Here is a 25981-nt window from a genome sequence, read left to right as displayed (position 1 = left end):
ACATGAGCGCAGAACTTCACTTTGCAGTTTCCCAGTTCCTCATTCAAAAGGCTGAACTTTGCGATGCCTTCGATTGGGATGCTTATATCAACTTATATGACGAAGACAGTGAATATCATATTCCGCAGTGGATTGATGATCATAACTATGTTCAAGATCCAAATCAGGGCTTGTCTTATGTTTATTATGAAGACCGCACTGGCTTAGAAGACCGTGTCTTCCGTATTCGTACAGGAAAAGCAGCCTCTGCAACCCCTTTGCCACGGACTTTACATTGTGTCAGCAACATCCGTGTCAAAACTTTGGAAGATGGCAACATCGAAGCCAAAGCGGCTTGGCAAACCCTCTATAACCGCCAAGGTTTGGAAGGTTGTTTCTATGGCCATGTAACCTATTTATTGCGTCAAACAGCAGATGGTTTCCGTATCCGTCGTCAGCACACCATTTTATTAAATGACAAAATTGATTCAGTCCTCGACTTTTATCATGTTTAAGGGGAGATAAAATGGGACATTCTGTTGCACTCAATTTTGCCGATGGTAAAACCTTTTTTATCTCGGTAAACAATGATGAATTGCTGCTGAATGCTGCAATTCGTCAAGGGATCACACTGCCACTCGACTGCCGTGAAGGGGTGTGTGGCACCTGCCAAGGGCAATGTGAAACCGGCATTTATGAACAAGAATATGTCGATGAAGATGCTTTAAGCGAACGTGATCTGGCTGAACGTAAAATGTTGGCTTGCCAAACACGGGTGAAATCGGATGCGGCATTCTATTTTGATCATCACTCTGATATTTGTAATGCAGGTGAATCACTCAAAATTGCAACCACAGTCACCAAAGTTGAATTGGTTTCTGAAACCACTGCCATTTTGCATGTTGATGCCAGTCAGCATCCTCAGCAGTTGCAATATTTACCTGGCCAATATGCGCGTTTGCATATTCCAGGTACCGATGAATGGCGTTCGTATTCTTTTGCCAATCGTCCCAATGCTGAAAATCAATTGCAGTTCCTAATTCGCTTATTGCCTGATGGCGTGATGAGCAATTATTTAAGAGATCGCTGTGACGTTGGCCAAACCATCATGATGGAAGCCCCACTTGGTAGTTTCTATTTACGTGAAGTCGAACGCCCACTGGTCTTTGTTGCAGGCGGTACGGGTTTATCTGCATTCTTGGGAATGCTAGACACCATTGCTGAGCAAGACAATGCCCCAGCGATTCATTTGTATTATGGCGTGAACACCGAAGCAGACTTATGTGAACAACAGCGTTTACAGGCTTATGCTGAACGCATTCCACAATTTAGCTACCATCCGATTGTTGGTCGTGGTACGGATACATGGACAGGTAAAACTGGATTTATTCAACAACATCTGGATAAAGACCAGCTTGCTGAAAATGCCTTTGATATGTATCTCTGTGGTCCACCCCCGATGATTGAAGCGGTTAAAACCTGGTTAGATGATCAAGCCCTTAGTAATTATCGTATTTATAGCGAGAAGTTCTTGCAGAGTAATACCGCTAAAGTTTAACAACAACCGCTATATTCGGATTGCGTTATTTAAATAACGCAATCCCATCGTTCGGATAAAACCTGTTTCGCAAAACGGCAAAACAGGTTTTTGCTATTTTAGCGATCTGGTTTTATAAAGTCTTCAAGCGCTCCAATCCACTGTTAGATTTATTCCCCCAATGTAACTAAAACCCAAATGCTCAGTTTAGATTTGATTGAGATGATTAAAAATCAGCATATGATAAAAAATCCATCATTTAATCAAACTATTTCTCTTGATCCAGTTCAAATAAATAATAATCTTATGCACCCAAGGTATCGCGTTATTTAAATAAATCAGAGTGCCGCTATAATCATATTTCATAAAAAATAGAGCCTCGTGAGGAAAACCAATAAAGCACAATAATTTTAACAACAGAAAATAGTAAAATTAAATAATTTATTAAATTTCATATGGTTATAAAATAAATACATTTAAAAATAAAATTGACCAATCTACTCGGATTTGTTATAAATCAATGTAAATCTTAAGGAATAAGATGAATAGAGTGATCACAATCGTATTTTAAAGCGCGTATATTTTTTACACCACGCTGGTTTTTATACTCAATTGAACGGATTATGAATGAACGTCACGTCAGCTATTTTTTAATACAAATCGTCACGATCTAAATCATTTTTTAGTCACTCTATTTTTAATCAATAATACCAACAACTGGGAACTGCATTCAAATACTCAATACTCGTATTACAATACGTATTATGCGAATACTGAACTGAATACAGGTGTAGTGAGCCAAAAGGGACGATTATGAACCGAGCCAACTCCCCTGAACTAAGTGGTCGACATTTTCATAATGAATCGATCTTTAGCCCAAACAACTTAGTATTTGACTATCATGATTTAAATGAGACCTGCAAAGGTGTCGGTCAGATTTTAAAACCCCATCGCCTGACGATTCTAAAACAGAAAGCTGATTTTTCGGCCAATATGCATTGTGTCAAAACACAGGGCAATCTCTCAATCTGTCGTCTAGAATATAGTGAGGAAGTTCAAATTGAACCCGACTTTCTAGAGCAGTTTTATTTAATCCAAATTCCAACGCAAGGCTACGCAGAAATTGAATTTGCCAATCAGAAATTTATTTCCTATGCTCAAGTCGCTTCAATAATCTCACCGGAGCAAGCGCTTAAAATGCGCTGGCATGCAGCCTCACCACAACTGATTTTAAAAATTGCCAAACAAGACTTACAGCAACATTGTCGGCAGCATATTCCCGACTACAATTTAAAAGCCCCCCACTTTGACCCTAAACTGGATTTCTCTACGACCAATGGTGGTTATTTTCTACAATTATTTCGCAGCTTAGTTGATGCACTCAGCAGTGAACAACATCCTTTACACCACCCTTTGGCACTAAAACAGTTTGAGTCGAATTTATTTAATGCGCTTATTTATGGCCAACCCAACACTGCGCTTACTCAAATGGAAAAAATAAAAACCCATGCACTGGCACCGTTTTTTATTAAACGCACCGAAGCCTATATTCGTGAAAATTTACATGAGCCGCTCAATGTTGAAAAAATGGCGGAACATGCCGATGTAAGTGTTCGTACTTTATTTAATGGCTTCAAAAGCTTTTTAAATACCACCCCGATGGCCTACTTAAAAAATCTGCGTTTTGAACAAGCACATTTAGAACTACAGCAAAATGAAAACTTATCGATTACCGATGTGGCATTTAAATGGGGCTTTACCCATCTCGGACGCTTTTCGCAGGAATATAAACAACGCTATGGCGAATTACCCTCATCTACACGACGCTTTAGCCAAAGTTCAGGGCTGGTTTAAATTCAAAGCACCGTATAAGGCTCATCTTTGAAAAGACGGGGTTAGGAGTAATGCCAGTCAGTTAAGACAAATCCTGTCATTTTTGATTGATGAAACTATGTCTGAAAGCACCTTCGCCCGTTGGAATGAGGGCATTCGGGTTGGGAGGGATTGCTTGCCTAAATGCTTACGAGCTCACATTCTGAAACTTTCGTAGTTTATGATCGAGTGTGAGTAGCAATCCAGCATTTATCCCACCGTTTCAAAACAAACAATCTGTTTAGCGCTTTTATTGGCTTAATATCTCAGTTTTTTAACTACTTTCCTCAATACTGGTTATTTACTTGAAAATGAGTTGAATATATAGCATCCTCCAATTTTCAAAATACTTGAAGTGACTTAAAATGGCTCAATACCTTGTAGTTAGAAATACACTTACTGAAAATGTAGCGTTCGACAAAGACCATAAGTGCCATAAAGTTAGAAAATCTTCAGGCAAAATTTCATATAAAATCACAAATGATTCAAACGGTTTACGTTTAAGCATTACCGATATTTCTCCAACTCAAGCTTTGAGCGCGAATAAAGAAGCAGCTGACTCTTTGGAAAATAGCTTCGATTTAGATAGCATCTTAAAAGCATTAAATGTGAATAGCGTTGCTGGTTCTGCGAGTAAATTACTTCCACTGATTACTGGCAATGTTAATGCTAAACATATTACTGCAGTACTGCTTGATTTAGGTCTTGTGAGAATAAAATAATTAAAGACCCTGTAGCAGACTCATCTAGCATTCCAGTCGCTTCGCTGCTCGAGCGAAGCTCTGGAATGCGGCCCAATAATAAGCACAAGCTGATCAACTAAAATATCAAAACAAAAAAAACCACGCGCATGGCTGAACGTGGTCAAACTTGACACTAAAACGGTGTTAATCCACGCCTGCAATAAAATTAACTTCAGTACTCAATCTAACTTTGCTTAGGCTATTTTATTGCGACGTATGATTCTTTAAGCGGTCTGCAATACATCTGGATGTTCCGAAGCAATACGGTATTTACCCGCATGGAACACCAAAGGCTCACCAGCACGTTGCTGATATTGCTCAATTTGACCAATAAAGATCAAATGATCACCGCCTTCATATTGATTAACATTACGGCATAACAAGGTCGCTAGTGCACCCTCTAACAATGGTGTCCCTGCTGCACATTGTTGATGGGCAATGCCTGCAAACTTATCTTCAGCGGGTCGTGCAAAGTGACCCGATAACTGATGATGCTCTTGCGCCAACATGTGAATGGCAAAGTATTCTGCTGAAGTGAAATCACTTAAGCTCGGTGCAGTTTTGGCCAAACTCCATAAAATCAGCGGTGGATCCAAAGACAGCGACGAAAACGAATTTGCCGTCATACCGACTTTACGACCATCTTTGCCACGCGTGGTAATGACGGTCACACCTGTTGCGAATTGTCCGAGTAGGTTACGAATTTCTCTTGGGTTTTCAATATCAATTGCGGTTAGACCCAAATCATTGCTCAATTGCTGCATGGCATCTCTCCCTGTATTAAGCGACGTTCGGCATATTTTTGCTGCTGATATAATCTGCTGCCTGTTCTGCCTCAAACCACCACGGTGCAAACTGACGTGGATCATCAAAGTTATTCGCGATATCCGATGCAATCTGTTGATTTTGACTGGCAGCCGCTAAGATATCGACCATATGTGCCGTCGGTGGTGCCAATAGGCTATTGGTCCATGCCACCACAGTTTCAGCGTAATCCCAATAACGTTCAAAGGTTTGCTGCATCCATGCTGCAGAAAATTCTTGATTGTCATTGGCTAAAATCGCATCGAAATACACCTTGCTACATTTAGCTGCATTGTTCGAACCTTGACCGGTAATTGGATCGTTGACCACTAACGCATCAGCCATACCAAAAACACGATGACCCGATGGTAAAGTCAAAATTGGTTTACGCACAGTCGGTGGGAATCGACCCGCCAAATAACCACCCGCATCGGTTAATTCAACATTTTGGCAACGCGCTGCTTCCCAAGGAAGTAAGGTGTTGAGCAGTTCTAAGCTTTTTTCCAAATGTTGCTCAGGGGTTTTCACATCCTGCCAGCAATCCATTGGTCCACCCGGAATACCTTCAAATACCATGATGTCACAAGGACCGGTCACGGTAAGTGCCGGGAAGCAGAAGTACTCACCTACCCCTGGCATAATATTGAAGTTTACCCGTGAGTACGGAGAAATCGGCTGCATACCCGTGACATAGGTCAGCGCTAAAGCACGTTGTGGTTTATCAAATACGCTACGCGCTTCATCGCGTTCAAACTGCTTAACCACTTCGCCTTTACCCGCTGCCAGCAGTACCAACTCATAATCCACTGCCAATTGCTCTAATTCAGCAATACCAACATCTTGAATAATCAATTTACCGCCACGGCGCTCAAACTCTTCGATCCAAAATGGCATTTTCACACGTTGGTCGACCGATTGTGCATAACGCTCTAAACGTGCGCTCCAGCCAAAGGCTTTTTCGCCAGTTTCAGGATCCACCAAGTTGAGGCCAATGCCTTCAACTGCTGGACATTGTTCTTCCCAAAAATTTAAACCAAGATCACGTTCAGTTTGCAATGCCGTATGAAACATACATTGGCTCGACATGACTTTGCCATAACGAATTTCATCTGCGGTACGATTGGTCAACACGGTGACATCATAACCTTTATCTAATAAGCCCAATGCCAGTTGTAAACCTGACTGCCCTGCTCCAACGATTGCGATACGACGCATAAAATTCTCCTTAATTTTAAATTGATTGTGACGCTCAATCTTTGCAAGCAGCTTGGCTATAAACGCAAGCCACTTGCAGGTCGTGTATTTATCCGGCTAAACGAGGAATAGCAGGCTTGTTTTGCTCTGGACCCATTGCTGAATAACCACCATCTACGGCATAGTCTGCACCTGTCACAAAACTGGCAGCAGCGGATAATAAGAAGGTCACCACATTGGCCACTTCATCTGGATTACCTAAGCGGCCCAATAAGTGATAATCAGCAGCGACTTGATCGGCTTTGGCTCGGTTATCACCACTCACTTCAGCAATCACACGAGACCAGGTCCAACCTGGCGAAACTGAGTTGACACGAATGCCATCTACTGCAAAATCCATTGCCATACTTTGGGTCAATTGACGCATCGCCGCTTTTGACACGGGATAGAGCCAACGTCCTGTTTGCGCACATTTTGAAGAAATAGAGGTAAAGTTAACGATTGCACCTTTGTTTTCTTTTAAATCTTCATAGAGTCCACGAGTCAATTCCACCGCAGACAATAAGTTGATATCTAAAGCTTTCATCCAATCTTGACGCGATGAAGCAAAACCATCATCCAAATAGCTACAGGCCAAATTCACCACACTATGTACTGTGCCAAGATGTTGATGAATATGTGCAATCGCCTGTGTAATCGCAGCATCATTGCTTAAATCGGTTTGAATAAAGGTCACTTCGCTAGCATAGCTTGCTGCAATTGCAGCGCCCGCAGCATCGATATCTAAAATCACCACTTGCATGCCTTCTTCAACCAAGGCTTTGACCACACCTTGTCCGATTAAAGTTGCACCACCGCTGACCACCGCCAATTTTCCACTGAGTTCAAGTTTCATGGTCGTCCCCTTACCCGATGGCTTTTTCAGCGCTGCTTGGCCAAGATGGCATCAGCGTATTTGAAGGCATATCTTCATCTAATAATTTCAGTGCGGTTTCAACACCTGCAACTGGCAGTCCTGCTGGATTGAGCAAACCGATCTGCACCAAGACTGAAGCTTGATCCCAATAAATATGCTCATGGCAAAGCTTGTCACCACGGAATTGGATCACGCCTAGCATCGGAATTTGTACGTATTTACCGGTTGGTTTCACCCCAGGCAACAACCAATCAATTTCGGTGTCGTGGGTAAAACTCATAATAAATTCGTCCACAACCTGCGTTGAACCTGCAGTACGAGAGATTGAAGTGATCTTCATATCTTGTGGGTTTTGATGAACAAAGTGATGGCTATAAAAACGTGCCAGTTGACTGTAGCCGACGCCCCCAGTCATGGTTGGAATGTGATTTACATAGGGTTGCGCGACCATGGTCGCCATGGTTGCAGGCACATCACGGGTGTCAAATTCGTGTCGAATATGCTCTTCCCATAACGCCACCAAATCAAAATGTGGACCAATCGTGCTATGCAATGCTGTCACGCTACGCTCATGGGCAAAACGCGCAGAGGGTTTGTGATAATGTTCACTGGCTGGACGCGCAAAGGCATGGTCTACGCCATCATAGACATAGCACTGTACATTGGCTTGCTGTGCGCAGGCTTGCATAATCTGTTGTCTGGCTTCTGGCGGAGTGAAGGCATCAAGTTCGGCAAGATGGAGTACCAAACGGCCTTTTACATTCGGCAGTTCATCTAAGGCTTTTTCGATCCCTACGCCATAATAGCCAACAGCACATGCCACTTCTGGGAGACGGCACGCCGCTAAATAGGCCAACTTCCCACCAAGGCAGTAACCCACAACACCGAGTCCGCTACTGTCATCACATTCAGGCAAAGTTTTTAAAAAGCTTAGGCTATTTTGAATATCTTCAACACCGATGTCTTCATCAAATTCTTGATATAACGCAAAGGCTTTTTGAAAGTCGTCTGGGGTGTATTCTAATTCAGTGTTTGGGGCAATACGCCAATATAAATCGGGTACCAATACGGTATAACCTTCTTCCGCTAAAAAATCAGCCTTAGCGCGCATTGCGGTATTAATACCAAAAATTTCTTGGCAAAGTACGATGCCTGGACCTTTGCCTTGTGAAGGTGTTGCAAGATAAGCACTAAAGCGTTGTCCTTGTGCCGTATTTACTTCGATCATTTGACCCGTCATTGTTGTTACTCCTGATTTCCCTATCCGCTTATCTTTACCCTGAACAGCTCGCTTGACTGTCCAAAATCTGCAAGCACTATCCAATCTGTGCCGAATTGTGAAATTCCTGTATTTAGCCTTATAGGTCGATTAGTTAGCGCATTTATTGCCATGTATTATGTGAGAAACTCCAATCATTGCTGTCAAATTACCGCGGAACACTCGCCTTAAATCTGAAGCTGATGAAAGATAAAAAGCCATGCTTAGCCTGACCGTGCTGAAACGTCAAAAGCAATGTAAGTTTTTATGGAAAATTCGGATAATCTCGACCACAAAATGGATAGCGATAAGCTGCAAATTAAGCTTCAATAAAGGGCTGATTGGACCACACGGGATACTGGTTCAAAATAAACACTTTAAAATGAAAGGAATCTAGATGAAAACAATAGATGCAAATACGATTATTGACCGCGAGAAACTATCCCCTTTACAGTGGCTGGTTTTTATTCTCGGTTTTTTAGTCTTCTTCAGTGATGGTCTTGACACCGGTATTATTGGCTTTATCGCACCAGCATTATTGGATGATTGGGGAATCACCAAACCACAGCTGGCACCGGTACTCAGTGCAGCCCTCGTTGGCATGTCAATTGGTGCAATTTTATCTGGACCAATGGCGGATCGCTTTGGACGTAAAGGGGTCATTGTGATGACCACTTTATTGTTTGCCAGTTTCACCATCCTCTGTGGTTATGCAACCTCTACGCAAGAACTGATTATTTATCGCTTTATTACCGGTCTTGGACTCGGTGCTGCGATGCCCAATATCAGTACCATTGTCTCTGAATATATGCCGCTCAAACGCAAAGCATTTCTCACTGGCCTCGCTGGTTGTGGTTTTATGCTGGGAATTTCATGTGGCGGCTTACTCTCTGCAAGCCTGCTCGACAGTCTTGGTTGGGCCAATGTTGTGATTATTGGCGGTCTCATTCCACTGGTTTTAGTTTTGATTTTACTGCTTAAACTGCCTGAGTCGACCCAGTATTTAATCAAACGCGAACAATATGCCAAAGCCCAAATTATTTTAGAAAAAATACACGGCTCATCCTTAGGACTCGATGTTAAATTTCAGCAAGCGAAGGGCGCTGCACAACCAGAAAACCCAGTAAAAATGGTACTCGGTCGCTATCGCTTTGGTTCAGTCATGCTATGGATGTGCTGTTTCACCAGTTTGTTGGTATTTTATTTATTGACCAGCTGGATGCCAACGATTCTAAAAACCGCAGGCTTTAGCACACAACAATTTAGTTTAATTGCTGCAATCTTCCCTTTTGGTGGCGTTGTTGGTGCTATTGTGATGGGTTGGTATATGGATAAAGTTAATCCAACTGCCGTGGTTAAATATGCTTATTTCTTTGCCATTATCTTATTTATCATTGCGGGTATGCTGTATTCAAATGTGATCCTGCTGGGTGTTACCATTTTCTTGATTGGTGCATTATTGGTCGGTGCACAATCATCATTACTCCCATTAGCTGCACTATATTATCCATCCGAATGCCGTGCTGTTGGTGTTTCATGGATGCACGGAATCGGTCGTATTGGTGCAATTTTAGGCGCATTCTTTGGTGCATTAATCTTCACCTTCGATCTATCGCTCAGCAGTATTTTCTATATTCTCGCTATCCCAACATTTATTTCATTCGTGGCACTGACGCTTAAATTGATGCAGGAAAAATCGAAAGCTGCAACAACCTTAAAAGCCAAGACCGCAAACTGAGTACTTGGGGGCGATATGAACTAGCCACTCATTCTCCCCCAGCGCACTTTAGAATCGTCCACTTTCATCATAGTTTTAACCGTTTACTTCTCCCCTTACAGGAGAAATTTAAAGGGTGGATTAAAGTGGTCTAATACGTAAAAGCAAAAAAACGGATTAAGCTCAGCTCAATCCGTTTTTTTGTTGGGTTAATCATTTGTTGTTAAATAGGTGGGTTTAGATTAAAAGTCTTGCCTTGGTTTCGCTTGGGCTCTCACCAAACTCTTCACGATAGGCTTGAGAAAAGCGACTTAAATGATTAAAGCCCCAGTCATAGGCCAGTTTAGAAATAGAAACATTCGGTTGCTGGCCTGCACTTAAAACTTTATAAACCTGTTGTAAACGATACTGGCGTAAATACAGCATTGGACTGGTGCCATAATACTGCTGAAACTCTTGATACAGTTTAGATTTAGAAACCCCTGCAATGGCTTGAAAATCTTCAGCACAAATATCAGTATGTGCACGCTCAATAATGTAGTTTTTTACTTTGCGAATATAAGCAGGTTCTTTCGACTCTGTCATGCCACTTAAAGCCGCTGAATAATTATTTTCTTGAGACAACAACAAGGCTTTGATTAAGAAGTTTTCATAATCTGCAGACATCATTTGTAGCCCAACAAAACTTGCATATTGAGACTTTAAGGCTAAAAAATTTTGAATATTTTTCCACCAGCCTGCAATTAACTGCATCGAGTTAATCTGCATTTCTGGATTAAAAATAACGGGTGCATTAACAGGTTGCTGTAATAAATCTGCTAAAACCAACTGTAAACTTTGTTCAGGGATCACCACTTGAAGTTTGTGACAATCTCGATCAATGATTAAGTCTTGCGAAGCATTATTTGAAACGATCAAACCGCAGTTTTCATCTGATCGATATTTTGCCCCATGAATATTTAGGCTTTGTTTGCCTTGAGTGGGCAAACTAATACTATAAGCTTTTAAATTTGAAATATTAATTGAGACATTTGCGCCATAGCGAATACTCCCAATGGTCATATTTTTGTTGGGTAAGCGAAGTCCGTCATAATGGAAATCTAAACTATCTCTAGCGCCCGTATCTAAATGATGCTCGCCACAAATCGACGACATCAATTTTTGCGCAAAATCAGCTTGACTAGAGTAATGATTCAAATCCATTTGTTGGCTGAGTGAAGTCATATCCATGTCACCTAGCTAGAAATACATCTGTTGAAAATAGGTCTATTGAATAGATTCAAAGACCGAACTTGATTGTCCTTTTCTTCAAAATACACTGATGGAATATTAATAATCGAATTTGTATTAAATGAGATAATCTTCACAATGTTAAATACTTTCAAAGTATATTTTTATGTGTTTATTAGACCAATAATTAAAACCCTACTAAAACAATCAGATATAAGAAAATTCAGTTTCGACCAAGTCAGCCTAGATGTCAATTGGCAACATTTAAAAGCATGGCTTGCAAGCAATGTGGTCTGTCTTGCATAGCAGTACTACTTGCATCTCAAGCTCTCCTTGCCGATTAACCAATCAACCTCTCCCAACCTCTCCTTCCAAGGAGAGGAGAATACCGTATCACCTCGTCCCAGTGCTTCGCGGTGGAACGCCAAAGTTTTCAGTATTTTATAAATCTCCCCTCTTACGCCATATATGGCTCATCTTGTCCAAAGAGGCCGATTTTTTTGCGATTCAAAGCTTAGTGTATGCGACTCAACGCTCCTCCCTTTAACAAAGGGAGGTCGGGAGGGATTTCTTGGGATCGTAAAACAGCATATCAAAAGATGTGTAGATACCTCTGCTTGCAAGGAGAGGTGAATATCGTATCACCTCGTCCCAGTGCTTCGCGGTGGAACACCAAAGTTTTCAGTATTTTATAAATCTCCCCCTTGCGCCATATATGGCTCATCTTTGAAAAAGAGGCCGATTTTTTTGCGATTCAAAGCTTAGTGTATGCGACTCAACGCTCCTCCCTTTAACAAAGGGAGGTCGGGAGTAATGCCAGTCAGTTAAGGGATTTTGTAGTTTAAAAGCACCCTCTTCCCAGCCTTCTCCCAAAGGGAGAAGGGGCTTTCAGATACAACTGATCAATCAAAAACAGTTGTATTTGTCTTAACTGACTAGCATTAAGGTCGGGAGGGATTTCTTGGGATCGTAAAACAGCATATCAAAAGATGTGTAGATACCTCTGCTTGCAAGGAGAGGTGAATCCCCCACCGCCAAGCATAAAGTGGGCAGTCTAGAGTATTGCTAAAATCGCAACGCAAAATAGAGCCAATTATAAAAAATTAATAGAGCCATTTATTTTTCATACCGAAATCGCTGTTTTAATTTTTTAATTCAGTTTGAAAAATGCATTATTAAAAATTTAATTAACCAAATTTAAACCATACAATATCAACTAGTTAAAACAAATAACCTCATATTTAAACTTAAAATCCGACTAAACGAGACTTAAATAATTTGACAGTCTTTTTAAAACATAATACATATAGGTTTATATTTTAAACCCAAAGTTAAGGAATACATTATGGGCACCACTCAACTCAAACACTTTATTAATGGCGAATATGTCAGCGCAAAACAACAAGATTATTTTGACTTGGTCAGCCCTGTCACAGGTCAAGTCTATGCGCAGTCACCGAATGCAACCGATGCCGAAGTCGATGCTGCCTATGCTGCTGCCAAAGCGGCTTTTAAAATCTGGGGTCGTAGCACACCGTCTGTACGCCAAAAAGCACTCTTAAATTTAGCCGATGCAATTGAAGCCAATGCCGATCGCTTAATTGAAGCGCAAAGCCGCAATACTGGGCAGCTCAAACATTTAATTGCCTCTGAAGAAATTACTGGCTCTGCCGATCAAATTCGTTTCTTTGCTGGTGCTGCAAGAATGCTAGAAGGCACGGCAACCAGTGAATATATGGAAGGTTTAACTTCAAGTATTCGTCGTGAACCGATTGGCGTGGTGGGACAAGTGACCCCTTGGAACTATCCACTGATGATGGCGGTCTGGAAAATTGCACCGGCATTGGCCGCAGGCAATACTTTGGTGCTTAAACCAAGTGATACCACCCCAGAAAGCACCCTGTTATTGGCCGAAATTGCAGCACCATTTTTTCCTAAAGGCGCATTTAACGTGGTTCTTGGCACGGCGGCTGTCGGCTCTAAAGTCGTTTCTCATAAAACCCCAGCATTGGTTTCCATTACGGGTTCAGTTCGCGCAGGCCTACAAGTTGCAGCCTCTGCGGCAGCCAATCTAGCCAAAGCACATCTTGAGCTCGGTGGTAAGGCACCGGTGCTTATTTTTGAAGATGCTGACATTGATAAAGCAGTTGAACATATCGCCATGACCGGTTATTTCAATGCGGGTCAAGACTGTACCGCAGCGACCCGCGTGATCGTTGCTGAACAAGTTTATGATGAATTTTTGGCGAAATTAATTGTGGCTGCTCAAAACACCCGTTTTGGTGATCCAGATGATCTCGATGCACTTTATGGCCCATTAAATAACGCCAACCAATTGAAAAATGTAAAAGCCTTTATTCAAAACCTTCCTGCGCATGCCAAAGTTGAAACTGGCGGTAAACAAGCGGATCGCCCTGGTTTTTATTTTGAACCAACTGTCATCAGTGGCTTAAAGCAGCATGATGATGCCATTCAAAATGAAATTTTTGGCCCGGTGATTACGGTGCAGAAATTTACAGATGAAGCCGATGCCATCGACAAAGCCAACGATGTTGAATATGGCCTCGCCTCAAGTGCATGGACCAAAGATCATGCCCGTGCAACTCGACTTTCACGTGAGTTGGATTTTGGGACGGTTTGGCTGAATACCCATATCCCACTTACCGCAGAAATGCCGCACGGCGGTTTCAAAAAATCGGGTTATGGCAAAGATTTATCTGCCTATGGCTTTGATGAATATACCCGCATCAAACATGTGATGAGCAATAACGAATAAGCGCTGCAACGCATCATCGATAACGAGGTCATTGATCAATAAGACATAGACCAATAAGACATCGTTAAACAGGACATGGATAAATTAGTCATGAACAAACAAGACATGAAAGCACTGGTCAGCAAGGCCCACCACCAACTGTTCACCTTGCGAGACAGCAGTGCATTGGATCTGTATTTTTCCACAGACTTTATCGAGCATTCCCCATTGGTGGCCGATGGTCTTGCAGGCTTAAAGCAATTGGTCGCAGACTGCCCAAATCTCAAACATGAAGCAGTACGGGTGTTGGCAGAGGGTGATCTGGTTGCAATTCACGGGCGTTTTGAAGGCTTAGACAGCGTTCCACTGGTGGGTTTTGATATCTATCGCGTGCGTGATGGCAAAATTGTGGAACATTGGGATGGTTTGGTGCCCGAAGCTGCGCCAAATGTCAGCGGACGGACTCAGCTGGATGGCCCAACGGAAGTCATCAGTACTGGTCAAGAATTACAAAATCGTCAATTAGTGACAGGCTTTTTTGAAAAAGCCTTGATCGAGGGCAATTATGAAGCCTTCCGTACCTATTCGGATGGCATCCATTTCTTGCAACATAGTCCCGATATTGGCGATGGCATTACCGCTGTGATCGACTTTCTGAACAAAATCCGTCAAGAAGGTCAGGGTTTGCTATACTCGCAAACGCATCGTAGCATCGCAGACGGTCAATTTGTTCTCACCCATTCTGAAGGCAGTATTGCTGGAACACGACATGCCTATTTTGAGTTATGGCGTGTTGAAAATGGTCAAATTGCTGAACTTTGGGATGCGATTGCCGCAGTACCCACCGATGAGCAAGCCGTACATGCGCATGGGGTATTTTAAGCATTGCTGTTTTTGCAATAGCTTATGATTCACCACCTTAATCAAAATTGTGTTTTAAAGCTCGGGCTTGTCCCGCGCTTTTTTGAGAGTTCATTATGTCAGCCAGCACCATTATATTTGCACCTATTGGTCAAGCCACACGTTCAGAACAAGTGATTGAGCGCTTGGAGAATGCAATTATTTCGGGCTTACTCAAAAGTAATGAACAGCTTCCGAACGAAATGGACTTGGCACGTTTAATGGGTGTGTCTCCGATTACCGTTCGTGAAGCCCTCAACACCTTAAGAGTTAAAGGTTTAATTGATACGCGCCGTGGTCGTAATGGCGGCAGTTTTATTTGTGAACTTCCTGCAGATTTACTGCTCAATCAACATCCATTGCGCCAAGCCTCAAATGAGTATTTGGCCGACCTGGGTGAGTTTCACAGTGCAATTTTAGGCCACAGTGCCTATTTAGCAGCACAACGAACGACACGTGCTGAACTGAATAAAATGCAAGAATTAATCGACCAATTCAAACAGCAAGCCGAGCCTGATCTGCGTGCGCAATTGGATTTACGCTGTTTATTAACCCTAACCACTTTTGCACAATCTTCACGCCTAGCCACCCAAGAGTTGACCGTTCAAGCCGAATGGGCACCTTTAATTGCAGTCCTGTACCAAGATCATGCGTTTCATCAAAGTATCGTCACGCAATATCAAAAACTGTTGTCTGCATTTCATGATGGGAATGAAGATGATGCAATGCTTCAAGCCAAAAAAATCATCTCGATGCTCACGGACCAAATGCTGCGCTATAAACTCGCTTTAGAATAAAAATAAAATAGGCAGCTTTGATTTAAGTCAAGTAAATGAGATATACAAGGAGTTAAAGGAATGACCCAGTCTCAATCGATCGTGCAGTTACAAACGCTGTTGCAACAAGTACAGTCTGAAACAGCACTCACCGCTGAAAAGCTGGCTGAAAAGACCAGCATCATAATGACGCAACACAGCCTCGCTGTAGAAAATGGCATTAAACTGAGTCAGGATCAACGTCAGGCCTTACAACTTGAAATTAAATCTGCATTAAACCAAAGCACCTACAGCCAAGGCATGGGCTTTGCCAGTTATCGCCCTGAAACACAAGAGGAACAAGATTATTGGACGCTTGAGTGGTGGTATAAAAAGGCCAATCAACTCCAACAAGCCCAACTGGAAAATTATCAAAATGCGCAACGCTTCCTCGACTTTCGTTCCTTCGAATGGTTCCATCAACCCGCCTTAAATCAAAAGCCCTGCCTGCATGGCCCCTATGTCGACTATATTTGTAATGGTGCCTATACCATTACTTCAGCACACCCCGTCCTATTACATGGTCAATTTATTGGGGTAATTGCGATTGACCTGTTGGTCTCTGCATTAGAAAAACTATTGATGCCCGCATTAAAAGGCATTCAGCAACGCGCAGTCATCATCAATGACAGTTCTCGTGTGATTACCTCAAATGATGTGAGTATTCGCACAGGAACATTATTAAAAATGGCGGGAGAAAAATTCCCACAGCAGCATGCCGATCAAAGCCCAAGCTTGCAATTGGTGATTTTACCCAATGCCAGTTAGCTATTCGGTTTTGCAGCATCACGCTTAACACGCCTAAAAAGCAATCGACCAACCTTTAATCGACCTTTGCATCACGATCTGCTTAGGTACGCTACAGTTGTACCTAAAAAATGTGAAATAGCGGTTAAATCGAGCTAAAACAACAAAAATCAGGATCTATCTATGGAAAACAGATCTGTTGTACTGAAAAAACTGTCCTTGTGGCAAGTCACCATTATCGGCATTGCTTATATGACGCCCATGACCGTATTCGATACCTTTGGCATTGTCTCTGGTATTACCGAAGGTCGTGTGCCATTGGCCTATTTATTGGCGCTGTGTGCCATGCTCCTGACGGCATGGAGTTATGCCCGATTCAGCCGTGAATCGGAACACTCTGGTTCCGCCTATAGCTATACCGCTGAAAGCTGTGGTGCCAAAAGTGGTTTCTTTGTCGGTTGGTGTTCCTTACTGGACTACTTACTGCTGCCTTTAATCAATGTGCTGCTGGCGGCCATTTATTTAACTGCATTGATTCCAAGTCTGCCTTATTGGTTTTGGGTCATTCTCTCAACCAGTGTAGTGACCTTGGTCAATTGCTTCCGAATTCGCATCTTGGCCAATCTCAGTTTGGTGTTTGTATTTGCCCCAGTCCTGTTGATGTTTGTGTTTATCTATTTGGTGGTGAATGGCATTTCAAGCAGTGAGGGGGCGACCCATGTACTGACACTCAAACCATTGTGGCATGGCTCGCAAGAACTTTTGCCGCTGATTGCCGGTGCCTCCGTACTGTGTTTTTCTTTTTTAGGCTTTGATGCGGTGACCACCTTGTCCAGTGAAACCAAAAATCCAAAGCAGAATATTCCACGTGCGGTCATCCTCACCACGCTTACTGGTGGATTTATCTTTTTTAGCGCAGCTTGGTTTATCCAACTGTATTATCCAAGCAATATTCGTTTTCAACATCCCCAAGAAGCCCTACCCGAAATCGTACTCTATGTCGGGGGGGCCTTATTTCAATCGATCTTTTTGGTCGGTCAAATTATGAATACGGCAGCTTCGGGTTTGGCATCACATGCCAGTGCTTCACGCTTGTTGTATATCATGGGCAAGGACAATATTTTCCCACAGAAATACTTCGGGACTTTTCATCGCACCCTCGGCACTCCGATCTTTTCTGTGCTGTTTGTCGGCATCATCTCGATGAGCGCTATTTTTCTGAATTTAGCACAAGTGGTGAGCCTGATTAGTTTTGGTGCCTTGGTGGCCTTTACTGCAGTGAATTTTTCAGTGTTCGTTAAGTTTTATTTAAAAGAAAATCACAGAAAAGGTTTTAAAAATAAATGCCTCAATCTATTTCTACCTTTCATTTCTGTGACCTGCATTGTCTTTCTTTGGCTCAACCTCGACACCACTGCCTTGACTTTCGGCTGTGCCTGGCTCTTTGTTGGCATCTTATTATTTGCCTACAAACGGATTAAAAAACAAAGCATTGCTATTACAAGCAGCTATTAACACGATTAAAAAACGAATAGGAATCTCAACATGACTGCAATACAAAAACCCATTTTCTTAGATGATGTCGAATTTAAAGCCAGTCACGCAGCTGCCATCGGCAAAGAGTGGAACTGGTGTAACCCAAATCAATTTCAAGCTGAGCATCCTGCCAATTACTATGAAAGTTCCTTGGCGGCTTGGCAGCAATTTGACGCTTTAAATGCCGATACTGAATGTGATGTGGTCGTCATAGGCGGTGGTTTATTGGGTTCATCTGCTGCCTTACATCTGGCCGAGCAAGGGGTGGAAACCATTTTGCTGGAAAAAAATCGGATTGGCAGTGCTGCATCAGGTCGTAATGGTGGTCAACTCACGCCAGGACTGGCACGCTGGGAAGCAGAGGAAATGGCGGAGCGACTCAGCCATGAAGATGCAAAAAAACTTTGGCACTTCACCTCCACCGAAGCCATGCAATTGATTGATCAAATTGCAGCACAGTATCAACTCGACTTTAGGCGTCAGCATGGCCATATTACCGCTGCGGTGCATCCTGGTCATTTGGTTGGGTTAACCCAAGCGGCAGATGCCCGTAAATTTCTAGGGGAAGATCATACCCGTATTATGGGTAAACATGAACTAATGCAGTACATTCAATCCGATGCCTATCAAGGAGGATTAATCGATGAGCTTGGTGGGCATATTCACCCCTTGGCGCTGAATCGTGGCTTGATTTATGCCTTCTGCCAAAATGGCGGCAAAGTGCATGAACAGACAGAAGTAATCCGTATTGAAGAAACCCCACAAGGGATTTATGTGCATACTGCCAATGGCATCATTAAAGCGAAAAAATCCGTGGTGCTGGGTGTACATCACGCCTCTTTTAAATTACTCGCTGAAAATAAACAGACCACCCTGCCTTTTTATACTTATGTCAGTACTACCGCCCCTTTAGAGGTAGACATACACAGCCTTTTGCCCTACGGACATCCGGTCTATGACACTCAATTTCAAATTGATTATTATCGTCCCGTTGCAGACAATCGTTTATTGTTTGGTGGTCAAGGTACAGGCAGCTGCTGGTCACCACAAAAAACCCATGACTATTTAAAGACCCGTATTCAAACGGTTTTCCCACAACTGAAACAGGTTGCACTCGATTTTGTATGGAGTGGTACTACAGACTTAACCGTGAATGGTGCGGTGGATAGCCGTAAATATGGCACTAAATTTCCCATCTATGCCGTACATGGTTGGAGTGGTCATGGCGTGGCACAAACTGTACGCATCGGTAAAGCCATTGCTGCAGATTTTATGGGTCAATCGAGTGACTTTAATATGCTGTGTCAGATCGACCATCAAAATATTGCCTTTGGCCGTAACATTGCCCCGATGATTATTCCGCTGGCCAAAAGTGCCTATGGCATTGGTGCCATGTTAAATCCTGGGAAGATGGTTTCGTTTTAGGGGGTGGGTTATAAAGATCAAGGCTGCCTGTTGAGGTGGCCTTTTTTAGGCACAGCAGATGATATTTATAGATGCGCTTGTTTATTAAACTGGTTTACTTAACTCATTTTATAAGCCCTTTCAACTTTTCCTTTGAGGAGAAAAAAAGCAGCTGGTTAAAGCAACTTTAAGCGTGATTACCTATTTTTAAATCTATTGGTTGAAAAATCAACGCACAGCTCATTGCTATGCGTTGATTTATTGAAGTATATAGCCTTAGGGCTCTGGCTTAGAATTTATCTAGACATCCTACTTCAAAATGCATGATCTATTTTAAAAAATTAAAGTTTGCTGCCGCATTAGCCCCACTACAATCATTTTGCTGCTGTGTGCAAACTTCCCAACCACCACCTAATGCTTTGTAAATACTAACGACTGCAAGTTGTTGATTGGTTCGTGCAATCGTCAGTGCACGCCGACTGGCAAAGTCACTACGTTCTGCTTCAAGCACATCTAAATAAACACCTTCGCCCGCTGTAAAGCGCATTCGGGCCAAGTCTGCGGCTGCGGTATTTGCAGTAGCTTCCAATAACCGTAGTCCTAGGGTCTCACCCGCAGTGATATATGCTTTAAAAGCGTTGTCAGTTTCTTGCAGTGCACGTAATATGGTTTGATCATAAATGAATAAAGCCGCTTTACTCTGTGCTTCACTGGCCGCGATCCGAGCACGTACACGCCCAATATCTAGAAACGACCAACGAATGCTTGGTCCAAAAATACCAGACAATGTACTTGCACCAGTTAAGCTATCCAATCCCCCTGCTACGAATCCAATTGAACCCTGTACCTGAATCTCAGGATAAAGCCCAGCTGTTTCCACTCCAATGCGAGCAGTCGCTGCTGCAAGATTGCGCTCTGCTGCTGCAATATCAGCACGACGTGACAAGAGCCCAGTTGGATCACCCACTGCAATTGTTCGGATAGCCAATGTTTTAGCCACAGGTTTTATGGTCGGGACTGTGAATGTTTGTGGCGCTTCACCCACAAGTAATGCCAATGCATTAATGGCGACTGAACGACGCTGTTCCAATTCAGGTACAGCGACTTCGACATTACGCAGTAATGCTTCAGCACGTAGTCGATCGAATTCACTCGCAGAACCGGCCATCACCATCCTTTCAACTAAGCGCAAACTTTGTTGTTGGTTATGACGAATATCAGCCACTAATACTAACTCGGTTTCAATACCACGTAGCTCGAACCAGGTCGCAGCGACTGTTGCTGCAACACCTGCCTGCACTTGCCGCAGCAATGCTTCACGCGAACCAGCATGTGCTCGAGCAGCTTCCACCGAACGCTGTACACGACCGAAAAGATCAATCTCCCAAGCAGCATCTACCGCAGTGCGATAACTTTCTATCCGCCGTGGTTGATCAAATGGTGTTTCAGTCTGACTACGTCTGTTGTTTTCATAACGCAGTATGCTACCGCCACTTGGCAAATAACCTTGACGATTTTCACGGAGTAACGCTTTGGCTTCTTCTAAGCGCATGGCTGCAATTGCAATATCGTGATTGGCAGACAATGCCTGTTGTACCAAACCTGTTAGCATCGGATCTGCAAAAGTCTGCCACCACTGCACCTCAACGGCCTCTGGACTTAAGCCTGTAGATGCCTGATCAAAACTGGCAGGGAACTGTAACAGCGGCAAAGCCGGTGCTGAATAATCAGGCCCTACGACCGCACAGCCAGCCAAAAAAGTCAATGCACTCAGCGGAAGTAAGCGCTTTATATAAGAATTCCTCATAAGTGACTTTCCTCTTCTAGAGATTGATCAATCTTCTTAGATCGCTCAAAACGAGCCGATATTTTACGTATCACGACATAAAAAATGGGGGTCAGAAACAATCCAAACAAAGTCACGCCTAACATCCCTGCAAAAACAGCAATGCCCATCGCCTGACGCATTTCAGCACCTGCCCCGGTCGCAAACACTAACGGAACCACACCTGCAATAAAGGCCAATGACGTCATCACAATCGGCCGTAACCGCAAGCGACAGGCCTCAATTACTGCGTCAAGTGCCGTTGATCCTGCGGCTTCAAGACTCCGCGCAAACTCAACAATCAAAATCGCATTCTTGGCAGCTAAGCCAACAAGAACAATCAGCCCAATCTGTACGAAAATGTTGTTATCGCCACCTACCCACCAAATCCCAAGCACTGCACTTAACAAACACATTGGTACAATCAGCAGAACTGCAAAAGGTAGTAACCAACTGTTATATTGTGCAGCCAAAATCAGATAGGCTAACAGTACACACAGTGGGAAAATAAACAGCGCTGTATTGCCTGCTAACTTTTGTTGATAGGTAAGATCTGTCCACTCAAAACTTATGCCATCTGCTAAGAATTCTTTCGCCAAACGTTCCATTTCGGCTACGGCCTGCCCTGAACTTACACCCAGCATAGCAGCCCCTGAAATATCGGCTGATGGATAGCCATTGTAATGAATGATTCGATCAGGACCTGCACTTGGAGTAACACTTAAAAATGATGACAATGGCAGCATATCTCCAGCTGCATTACGTACCTGTAAGCGACCAATAGCTTCAGCTTGCATCCGATGTTCTGCATCTGCTTGAGCCATAACTTTATATGTTCTTCCGAAGCGATTGAAATCATTAACATAAAGTGAGCCAAGATAAACTTGTAATGACTCGAATATATCTGACAATAACACTCCTTGGCTTTTTGCCTGAGTACGATCAATCGCAACATCGAGTTGTGGTGCATTGACATCAAAACTGGTCATCACCCCTGCAACTTGTCCTGATTCGGTCGCTTTTGTCATTAATATCTGCGTTTGTTCTACCAAGGCATTCAACCCTGCACCACTTCGGTCTTCGATCTGCATTTTAAAACCACCTGTTGCACCAAGACCTGGTACTGGCGGTGGTGGAAATACGCCGAGGAAACCATCAGGAATACTTGAGAATTTTGCTTGTAAACGCCCCATAATTGCATTAGCGCTCAGATCAGGTGTAATACGATCCTTAAAGGGATCAAGCATCACGAACATCACGGCTGCATTTGGTACATTCACAAAACCATTGATTGAAAGTCCTGGAAAGGCAACCACACTTTCAACCCCAGGTTCAGCCAATGCAATTTTAGTCATCTGCTTCACCACAGCCTCAGTGCGGTCTAGTGATGCAGCATTTGGAAGTTGTGCAATCCCCACAAGATAGTATTTATCCTGCATTGGTACGAAGCCAGGTGGTACGGCCTTAAAACCGACATAGGTCAAGAACAACATGCCTCCATAAACGATCAGTACCACTCCACTCAAGCGCACGAGTTTACGTACCATGTTGCCATAAGCGTTAGGTGCACGTTGAAATGGTCGACCCAACCACTGAAACGTGCGATTAGCCCGACCGCGAATGCTCTGCGGATCATGTACCACCGCAGCTTTACGTGGACGTAATAACAATGCAGCAAGCGCTGGACTGAGAGTAAGCGAGTTGACAGCAGACAGAATAGTTGAAATCGCAATCGTCAGCGCGAACTGGCGATAGAACTCTCCCTGCAAACCACTGAGAAAAGCGGTCGGAATGAATACAGCGGCAAGCACTGACGTAATCGCGATAATCGGACCTGTCACCTCCTGCATCGCTCTCCTTGCCGCCTCAATCGGTTTCTCCCCATTTTCAATATGCCTTTCAACATTCTCGACCACGACAATAGCGTCATCCACGACGATCCCTATTGAAAGTACTAAACCAAACAATGACAAAGTATTAAGTGAGAAGCCCATCAGATACATCACTGCGAAAGTACCGATCAGCGAGACTGGCACAGCCATCAGTGGAATAATAGAAGCACGCCAATTTCGTAGGAATAGCACCACGACAATCACGACCAAAAGGATGGCTTCTAATAACGTGGTTGCTACTGTTTCCAGTGATGCACGGACAAATACGGTAGGATCATAGGCAATACGAGAGCTGAGTCCTTCTGGGAATTTACCCTCAAGTCGCTGCATCGTTGTTCGTACAGCTTGAGAAACGTCAAGTGCATTCGCTCCTGGACTCTGAATAATTTGCAATGCAACCGCAGGTTCGCCGTCAAGCAGACTACGTAGCGCATAAGCATCAGCGCCCATTTCAATCCGCGCAACATCACGTAAACGCGTCATTTGGCCATCACTACCAGTACGAATGATAATGTCACCAAACTGTTCTTCATCGGTTAATCGACCAAGCGTATTTACCGTGACTTGAAATTCTGCACTGGAATTCGGTGCCTGCCCAACGGAGCCTGCGGCCACCTGTACATTTTGTTCACGTACTGCAGCAATCACATCCCCAGCAGTCAGTCCTCGCGAAGCGATCAAATCAGGGTCGAGCCAAAGGCGCATACTATACTCCCCTGCACCCCATACCAACACATCACTAATTCCGGGAATACGAGACAACTCATCACGCACATTCATGTGAGCATAGTTCGACATATACAATGGGTCATAACGTTTATCGGGTGATAATAGATGTACGACCATTAAGATATCTGGCGAAGTTTTCTGTGTGACAACACCCTGACGCTGTACTTCTTCAGGCAAGCGTGGCAGTGCACGCGCAACCCTATTTTGTACCTGAATCTGAGCCATATCCGCATTGGTGCCTTGCGCAAATGTGACGGTAAGCACCATGCGGCCATCCGTTGCCGATTGCGAAGACATATATAACATGTCCTCAACGCCAGTAATCGCCTGCTCCAGAGGCGCTGCCACCGTTTCAGCAATTACAGCAGGATTGGCACCGGGATAGGAAGCGGTAACTTGTACCGTAGGTGGGGTTACTGCGGGGTATTCACTTAATGGTAATTGGAAAAAGGCTACAATGCCCGCAATCATCATGACAATCGAGAGGACAACAGCAAAGATTGGTCGATCAATAAAAAACCGAGGGATATTCATTGACTAGCCCCCACTGCTTTCTGCGGTGTAATCGTCTTCCCATCAATTGTCGTTACTTGCGGTGAGACCTGCATTCCAGGACGTACTAAGCCTTTAACGACGATACGTTCATTTGGCTTTAAACCTTTCTCGATCACACGTAAACCATCGATGACTGGCCCAAGCTCCACTGGCCTATACTCCGTCACATCCCCTTTACCAACCACCAATACATAACGACTCCCTTGATCAGTACCTATCGATTGATCAGAAATGAGCACTCGATCCACTGGTTTGCCTGTCTCTAATTTGACCTTGGCAAAAAGTCCAGGTATCAATAATCCATCGGTATTATCGACAACGGCACGGGCACGTATCGTTCCTGTACCACGATCAACAGTGTTCGAGAGAAAATCAACATGACCGAGTCTTGAATGCATCTGATCAGTAAGTAGGGCCACTTTGACCTTTACTGCCTCTCCTACATTTGAACCTGCTTTGGCGCGACCTGCTGCAAGCGATTGTAAATAAGTACGTTCGTCAACATCAAAATAAACGTGCAACGGATTAGTTGAGACGATGCTCATTAATGGCGTGATACCACTCGTGACATAGTTTCCTTCGGTCACAAGGATTTGCCCAACACGCCCACTCATTGATGCTGTCACTCGAGTAAAACTTAAATCTAATTGAGCTGCATCACGTACGGCTTTAGCTGCATCGACTTGTGCTTTACTGACCCCCAAAGCAGCCATTGTGGTATCGAGTCGATCACGTGCAATGATTTTTTGTTCAAATAATTGTTTGGCCCGAATATATTCTGTTTGAGCCAACACTGATGCTACTTCTGCTTCACGTAACTGTGCTATTGCTGCGTTGAGTTTGGCTTGAAAAACCCGTGGATCAATTCTAAAAAGCTCTTGCCCCTTTTCAACAAAGCGCCCTTCAGGAACGCTCACACTTTGAATATAACCAGCGACCCTTGGTCGCAACTCAACATGTTTGACCGCAGCCAATGCCCCAGTGAATTCAACAGATGGCGTTACGGGCTTCGCCATGACTTTGGCAACAGGAACACTTGGCGGCTTGGCAGAAGCAGCTTCAGGGACTGTTTCTTGACAGCCTACAAGCGCCAAAGCTAGGCAAGCCGTGACTGCAGGTAAGCTTATTCGTTTAAGTTTCATCATCTTTACGTCCATATCTGGAATCGACATTTCGTTTTAGTTCTACTGAGCTAAAGTCGCTCTCGGTGCTTTTATCCAGCTTCCCATAATTGTAAGGTCAAGCTTTTTTAGGAATAAAATGATCTATCAACAAAAAATGTAGATATCGAAGATGAATTATGTTTGGAAATATTGAGTAATAGAGCAAATATTACTAACCTCAATTCGATGGTTTTTTTATGAGAAAAAACCAGTTCAAACGAATTAATAATATTAACCAATACATCTTTCTATTTGATTTTATGTAAGAAATAATTCAAAGTTTATAAGCACGACAATAGAATTTGATAACAAAATTATAGCCAAGAAGTATTTGAGCTGAGGCGAAGAGTAAAACTAGATATATGCTAGACCACAGGTAAGATAGCCCAACCGACGATTCAATAAATGGA

Annotated in this window: 19 protein-coding genes; 11 read left to right on the top strand and 8 right to left on the bottom strand. The window is 43.4% G+C overall.

All coding sequences use genetic code 11. From position 1 onward, the window contains the following. Positions 1–2 precede the first annotated feature (2 nt). From antB to FD716_RS07545, 4 genes are all read left to right on the top strand, one after another. Entirely contained in the window at positions 3–494 is a 492-nt protein-coding gene (gene antB / locus FD716_RS07560; protein WP_139851727.1) for an anthranilate 1,2-dioxygenase small subunit, read from the top strand. Positions 495–505: 11 nt separating this feature from the next. Beyond that, positions 506–1537: an anthranilate 1,2-dioxygenase electron transfer component AntC gene (gene antC, locus FD716_RS07555; protein WP_139851726.1), complete on the top strand. Its 1032-nt coding sequence runs from the start codon at positions 506–508 to the stop codon at positions 1535–1537. Positions 1538–2329: 792 nt separating this feature from the next. Then, complete coding sequence (locus FD716_RS07550; RefSeq protein ID WP_139851725.1) at positions 2330–3370, top strand: AraC family transcriptional regulator; 1041 nt, start codon at positions 2330–2332, stop codon at positions 3368–3370. Positions 3371–3753: 383 nt separating this feature from the next. After that, complete coding sequence (locus FD716_RS07545; RefSeq protein WP_139851724.1) at positions 3754–4110, top strand: hypothetical protein; 357 nt, start codon at positions 3754–3756, stop codon at positions 4108–4110. Positions 4111–4355: 245 nt separating this feature from the next. On the opposite strand, the gene FD716_RS07540 is transcribed toward FD716_RS07545, so the two are convergent. From FD716_RS07540 to FD716_RS07525, 4 genes are all read right to left on the bottom strand, one after another. Then, the gene (locus tag FD716_RS07540; protein WP_139851723.1) at positions 4356–4895 is read right to left on the bottom strand and encodes a flavin reductase family protein; all 540 of its coding nucleotides are present in this window, start codon (positions 4893–4895) and stop codon (positions 4356–4358) included. Positions 4896–4911: 16 nt separating this feature from the next. Beyond that, positions 4912–6150 carry a styrene monooxygenase/indole monooxygenase family protein gene (locus FD716_RS07535; protein ID WP_139851722.1) on the bottom strand — a complete coding sequence of 413 codons (1239 nt, stop codon included), beginning with the start codon at positions 6148–6150 and terminating at the stop codon, positions 4912–4914. Between the two features lie 88 nt (positions 6151–6238). Further along, positions 6239–7024, bottom strand: coding sequence for an SDR family oxidoreductase (locus tag FD716_RS07530; RefSeq protein WP_139851721.1), 786 nt, complete (start codon positions 7022–7024; stop codon positions 6239–6241). A gap of 10 nt (positions 7025–7034) precedes the next feature. Then, entirely contained in the window at positions 7035–8285 is a 1251-nt protein-coding gene (locus tag FD716_RS07525; protein ID WP_139851720.1) for a dienelactone hydrolase family protein, read from the bottom strand. Between the two features lie 415 nt (positions 8286–8700). Here FD716_RS07525 and FD716_RS07520 point away from each other — a divergent pair, with 415 nt between their 5' ends. Next, entirely contained in the window at positions 8701–10041 is a 1341-nt protein-coding gene (locus tag FD716_RS07520; protein ID WP_139851719.1) for an MFS transporter, read from the top strand. A gap of 216 nt (positions 10042–10257) precedes the next feature. Here the strand turns inward: FD716_RS07520 and FD716_RS07515 are convergent, their stop codons facing one another. Further along, the gene (locus FD716_RS07515) at positions 10258–11244 is read right to left on the bottom strand and encodes an AraC family transcriptional regulator (protein WP_139851718.1); all 987 of its coding nucleotides are present in this window, start codon (positions 11242–11244) and stop codon (positions 10258–10260) included. 1351 nt (positions 11245–12595) lie between these two features. Here FD716_RS07515 and FD716_RS07510 point away from each other — a divergent pair. The 6 genes from FD716_RS07510 to FD716_RS07485 all read left to right on the top strand — a co-directional run bounded on the left by FD716_RS07510 (position 12596) and on the right by FD716_RS07485 (position 19428). After that, positions 12596–14026, top strand: a complete 1431-nt coding sequence (locus FD716_RS07510) for a gamma-aminobutyraldehyde dehydrogenase (protein ID WP_139851717.1) — start codon at positions 12596–12598, stop codon at positions 14024–14026. 90 nt (positions 14027–14116) lie between these two features. Beyond that, positions 14117–14887 carry a nuclear transport factor 2 family protein gene (locus tag FD716_RS07505; RefSeq protein ID WP_139851716.1) on the top strand — a complete coding sequence of 257 codons (771 nt, stop codon included), beginning with the start codon at positions 14117–14119 and terminating at the stop codon, positions 14885–14887. 95 nt (positions 14888–14982) lie between these two features. Continuing rightward, on the top strand, positions 14983–15702 hold the full coding sequence (locus FD716_RS07500) for a FadR/GntR family transcriptional regulator (protein WP_139851715.1): 720 nt from the start codon (positions 14983–14985) through the stop codon (positions 15700–15702). Between the two features lie 60 nt (positions 15703–15762). Next, a complete protein-coding gene (locus FD716_RS07495) occupies positions 15763–16488 on the top strand; it encodes a cache domain-containing protein (RefSeq protein ID WP_139851714.1) in 726 nt (241 codons plus the stop codon). Between the two features lie 162 nt (positions 16489–16650). Further along, entirely contained in the window at positions 16651–17982 is a 1332-nt protein-coding gene (locus FD716_RS07490; protein WP_139851713.1) for an APC family permease, read from the top strand. Positions 17983–18012: 30 nt separating this feature from the next. Further along, complete coding sequence (locus FD716_RS07485; protein WP_139851712.1) at positions 18013–19428, top strand: NAD(P)/FAD-dependent oxidoreductase; 1416 nt, start codon at positions 18013–18015, stop codon at positions 19426–19428. A 307-nt stretch (positions 19429–19735) separates the two neighbouring features. Here the strand turns inward: FD716_RS07485 and FD716_RS07480 are convergent, their stop codons facing one another. Genes FD716_RS07480 through FD716_RS07470 form a run of 3 tightly spaced genes read right to left on the bottom strand, consistent with a single transcriptional unit; the run spans position 19736 to position 25553 of the window. Then, positions 19736–21214 (bottom strand): efflux transporter outer membrane subunit, encoded by a 1479-nt coding sequence (locus FD716_RS07480; RefSeq protein WP_139851711.1) that lies wholly within the window; start codon positions 21212–21214, stop codon positions 19736–19738. Continuing rightward, on the bottom strand, positions 21211–24387 hold the full coding sequence (locus FD716_RS07475) for an efflux RND transporter permease subunit (protein ID WP_139851710.1): 3177 nt from the start codon (positions 24385–24387) through the stop codon (positions 21211–21213). The genes FD716_RS07480 and FD716_RS07475 overlap by 4 nt, the downstream gene beginning before the upstream one ends. Then, positions 24384–25553, bottom strand: coding sequence for an efflux RND transporter periplasmic adaptor subunit (locus FD716_RS07470; RefSeq protein ID WP_323808188.1), 1170 nt, complete (start codon positions 25551–25553; stop codon positions 24384–24386). The genes FD716_RS07475 and FD716_RS07470 overlap by 4 nt, the downstream gene beginning before the upstream one ends. Between the last annotated feature and the right edge of the window lie 428 nt (positions 25554–25981).

This window comes from Acinetobacter pullicarnis (genome assembly GCF_006352475.1).
Classification (GTDB): domain Bacteria; phylum Pseudomonadota; class Gammaproteobacteria; order Pseudomonadales; family Moraxellaceae; genus Acinetobacter; species Acinetobacter pullicarnis.
Note: the sequence above shows the minus strand (reverse complement) of the source record. Positions and strands in the feature narration are given on the sequence as shown.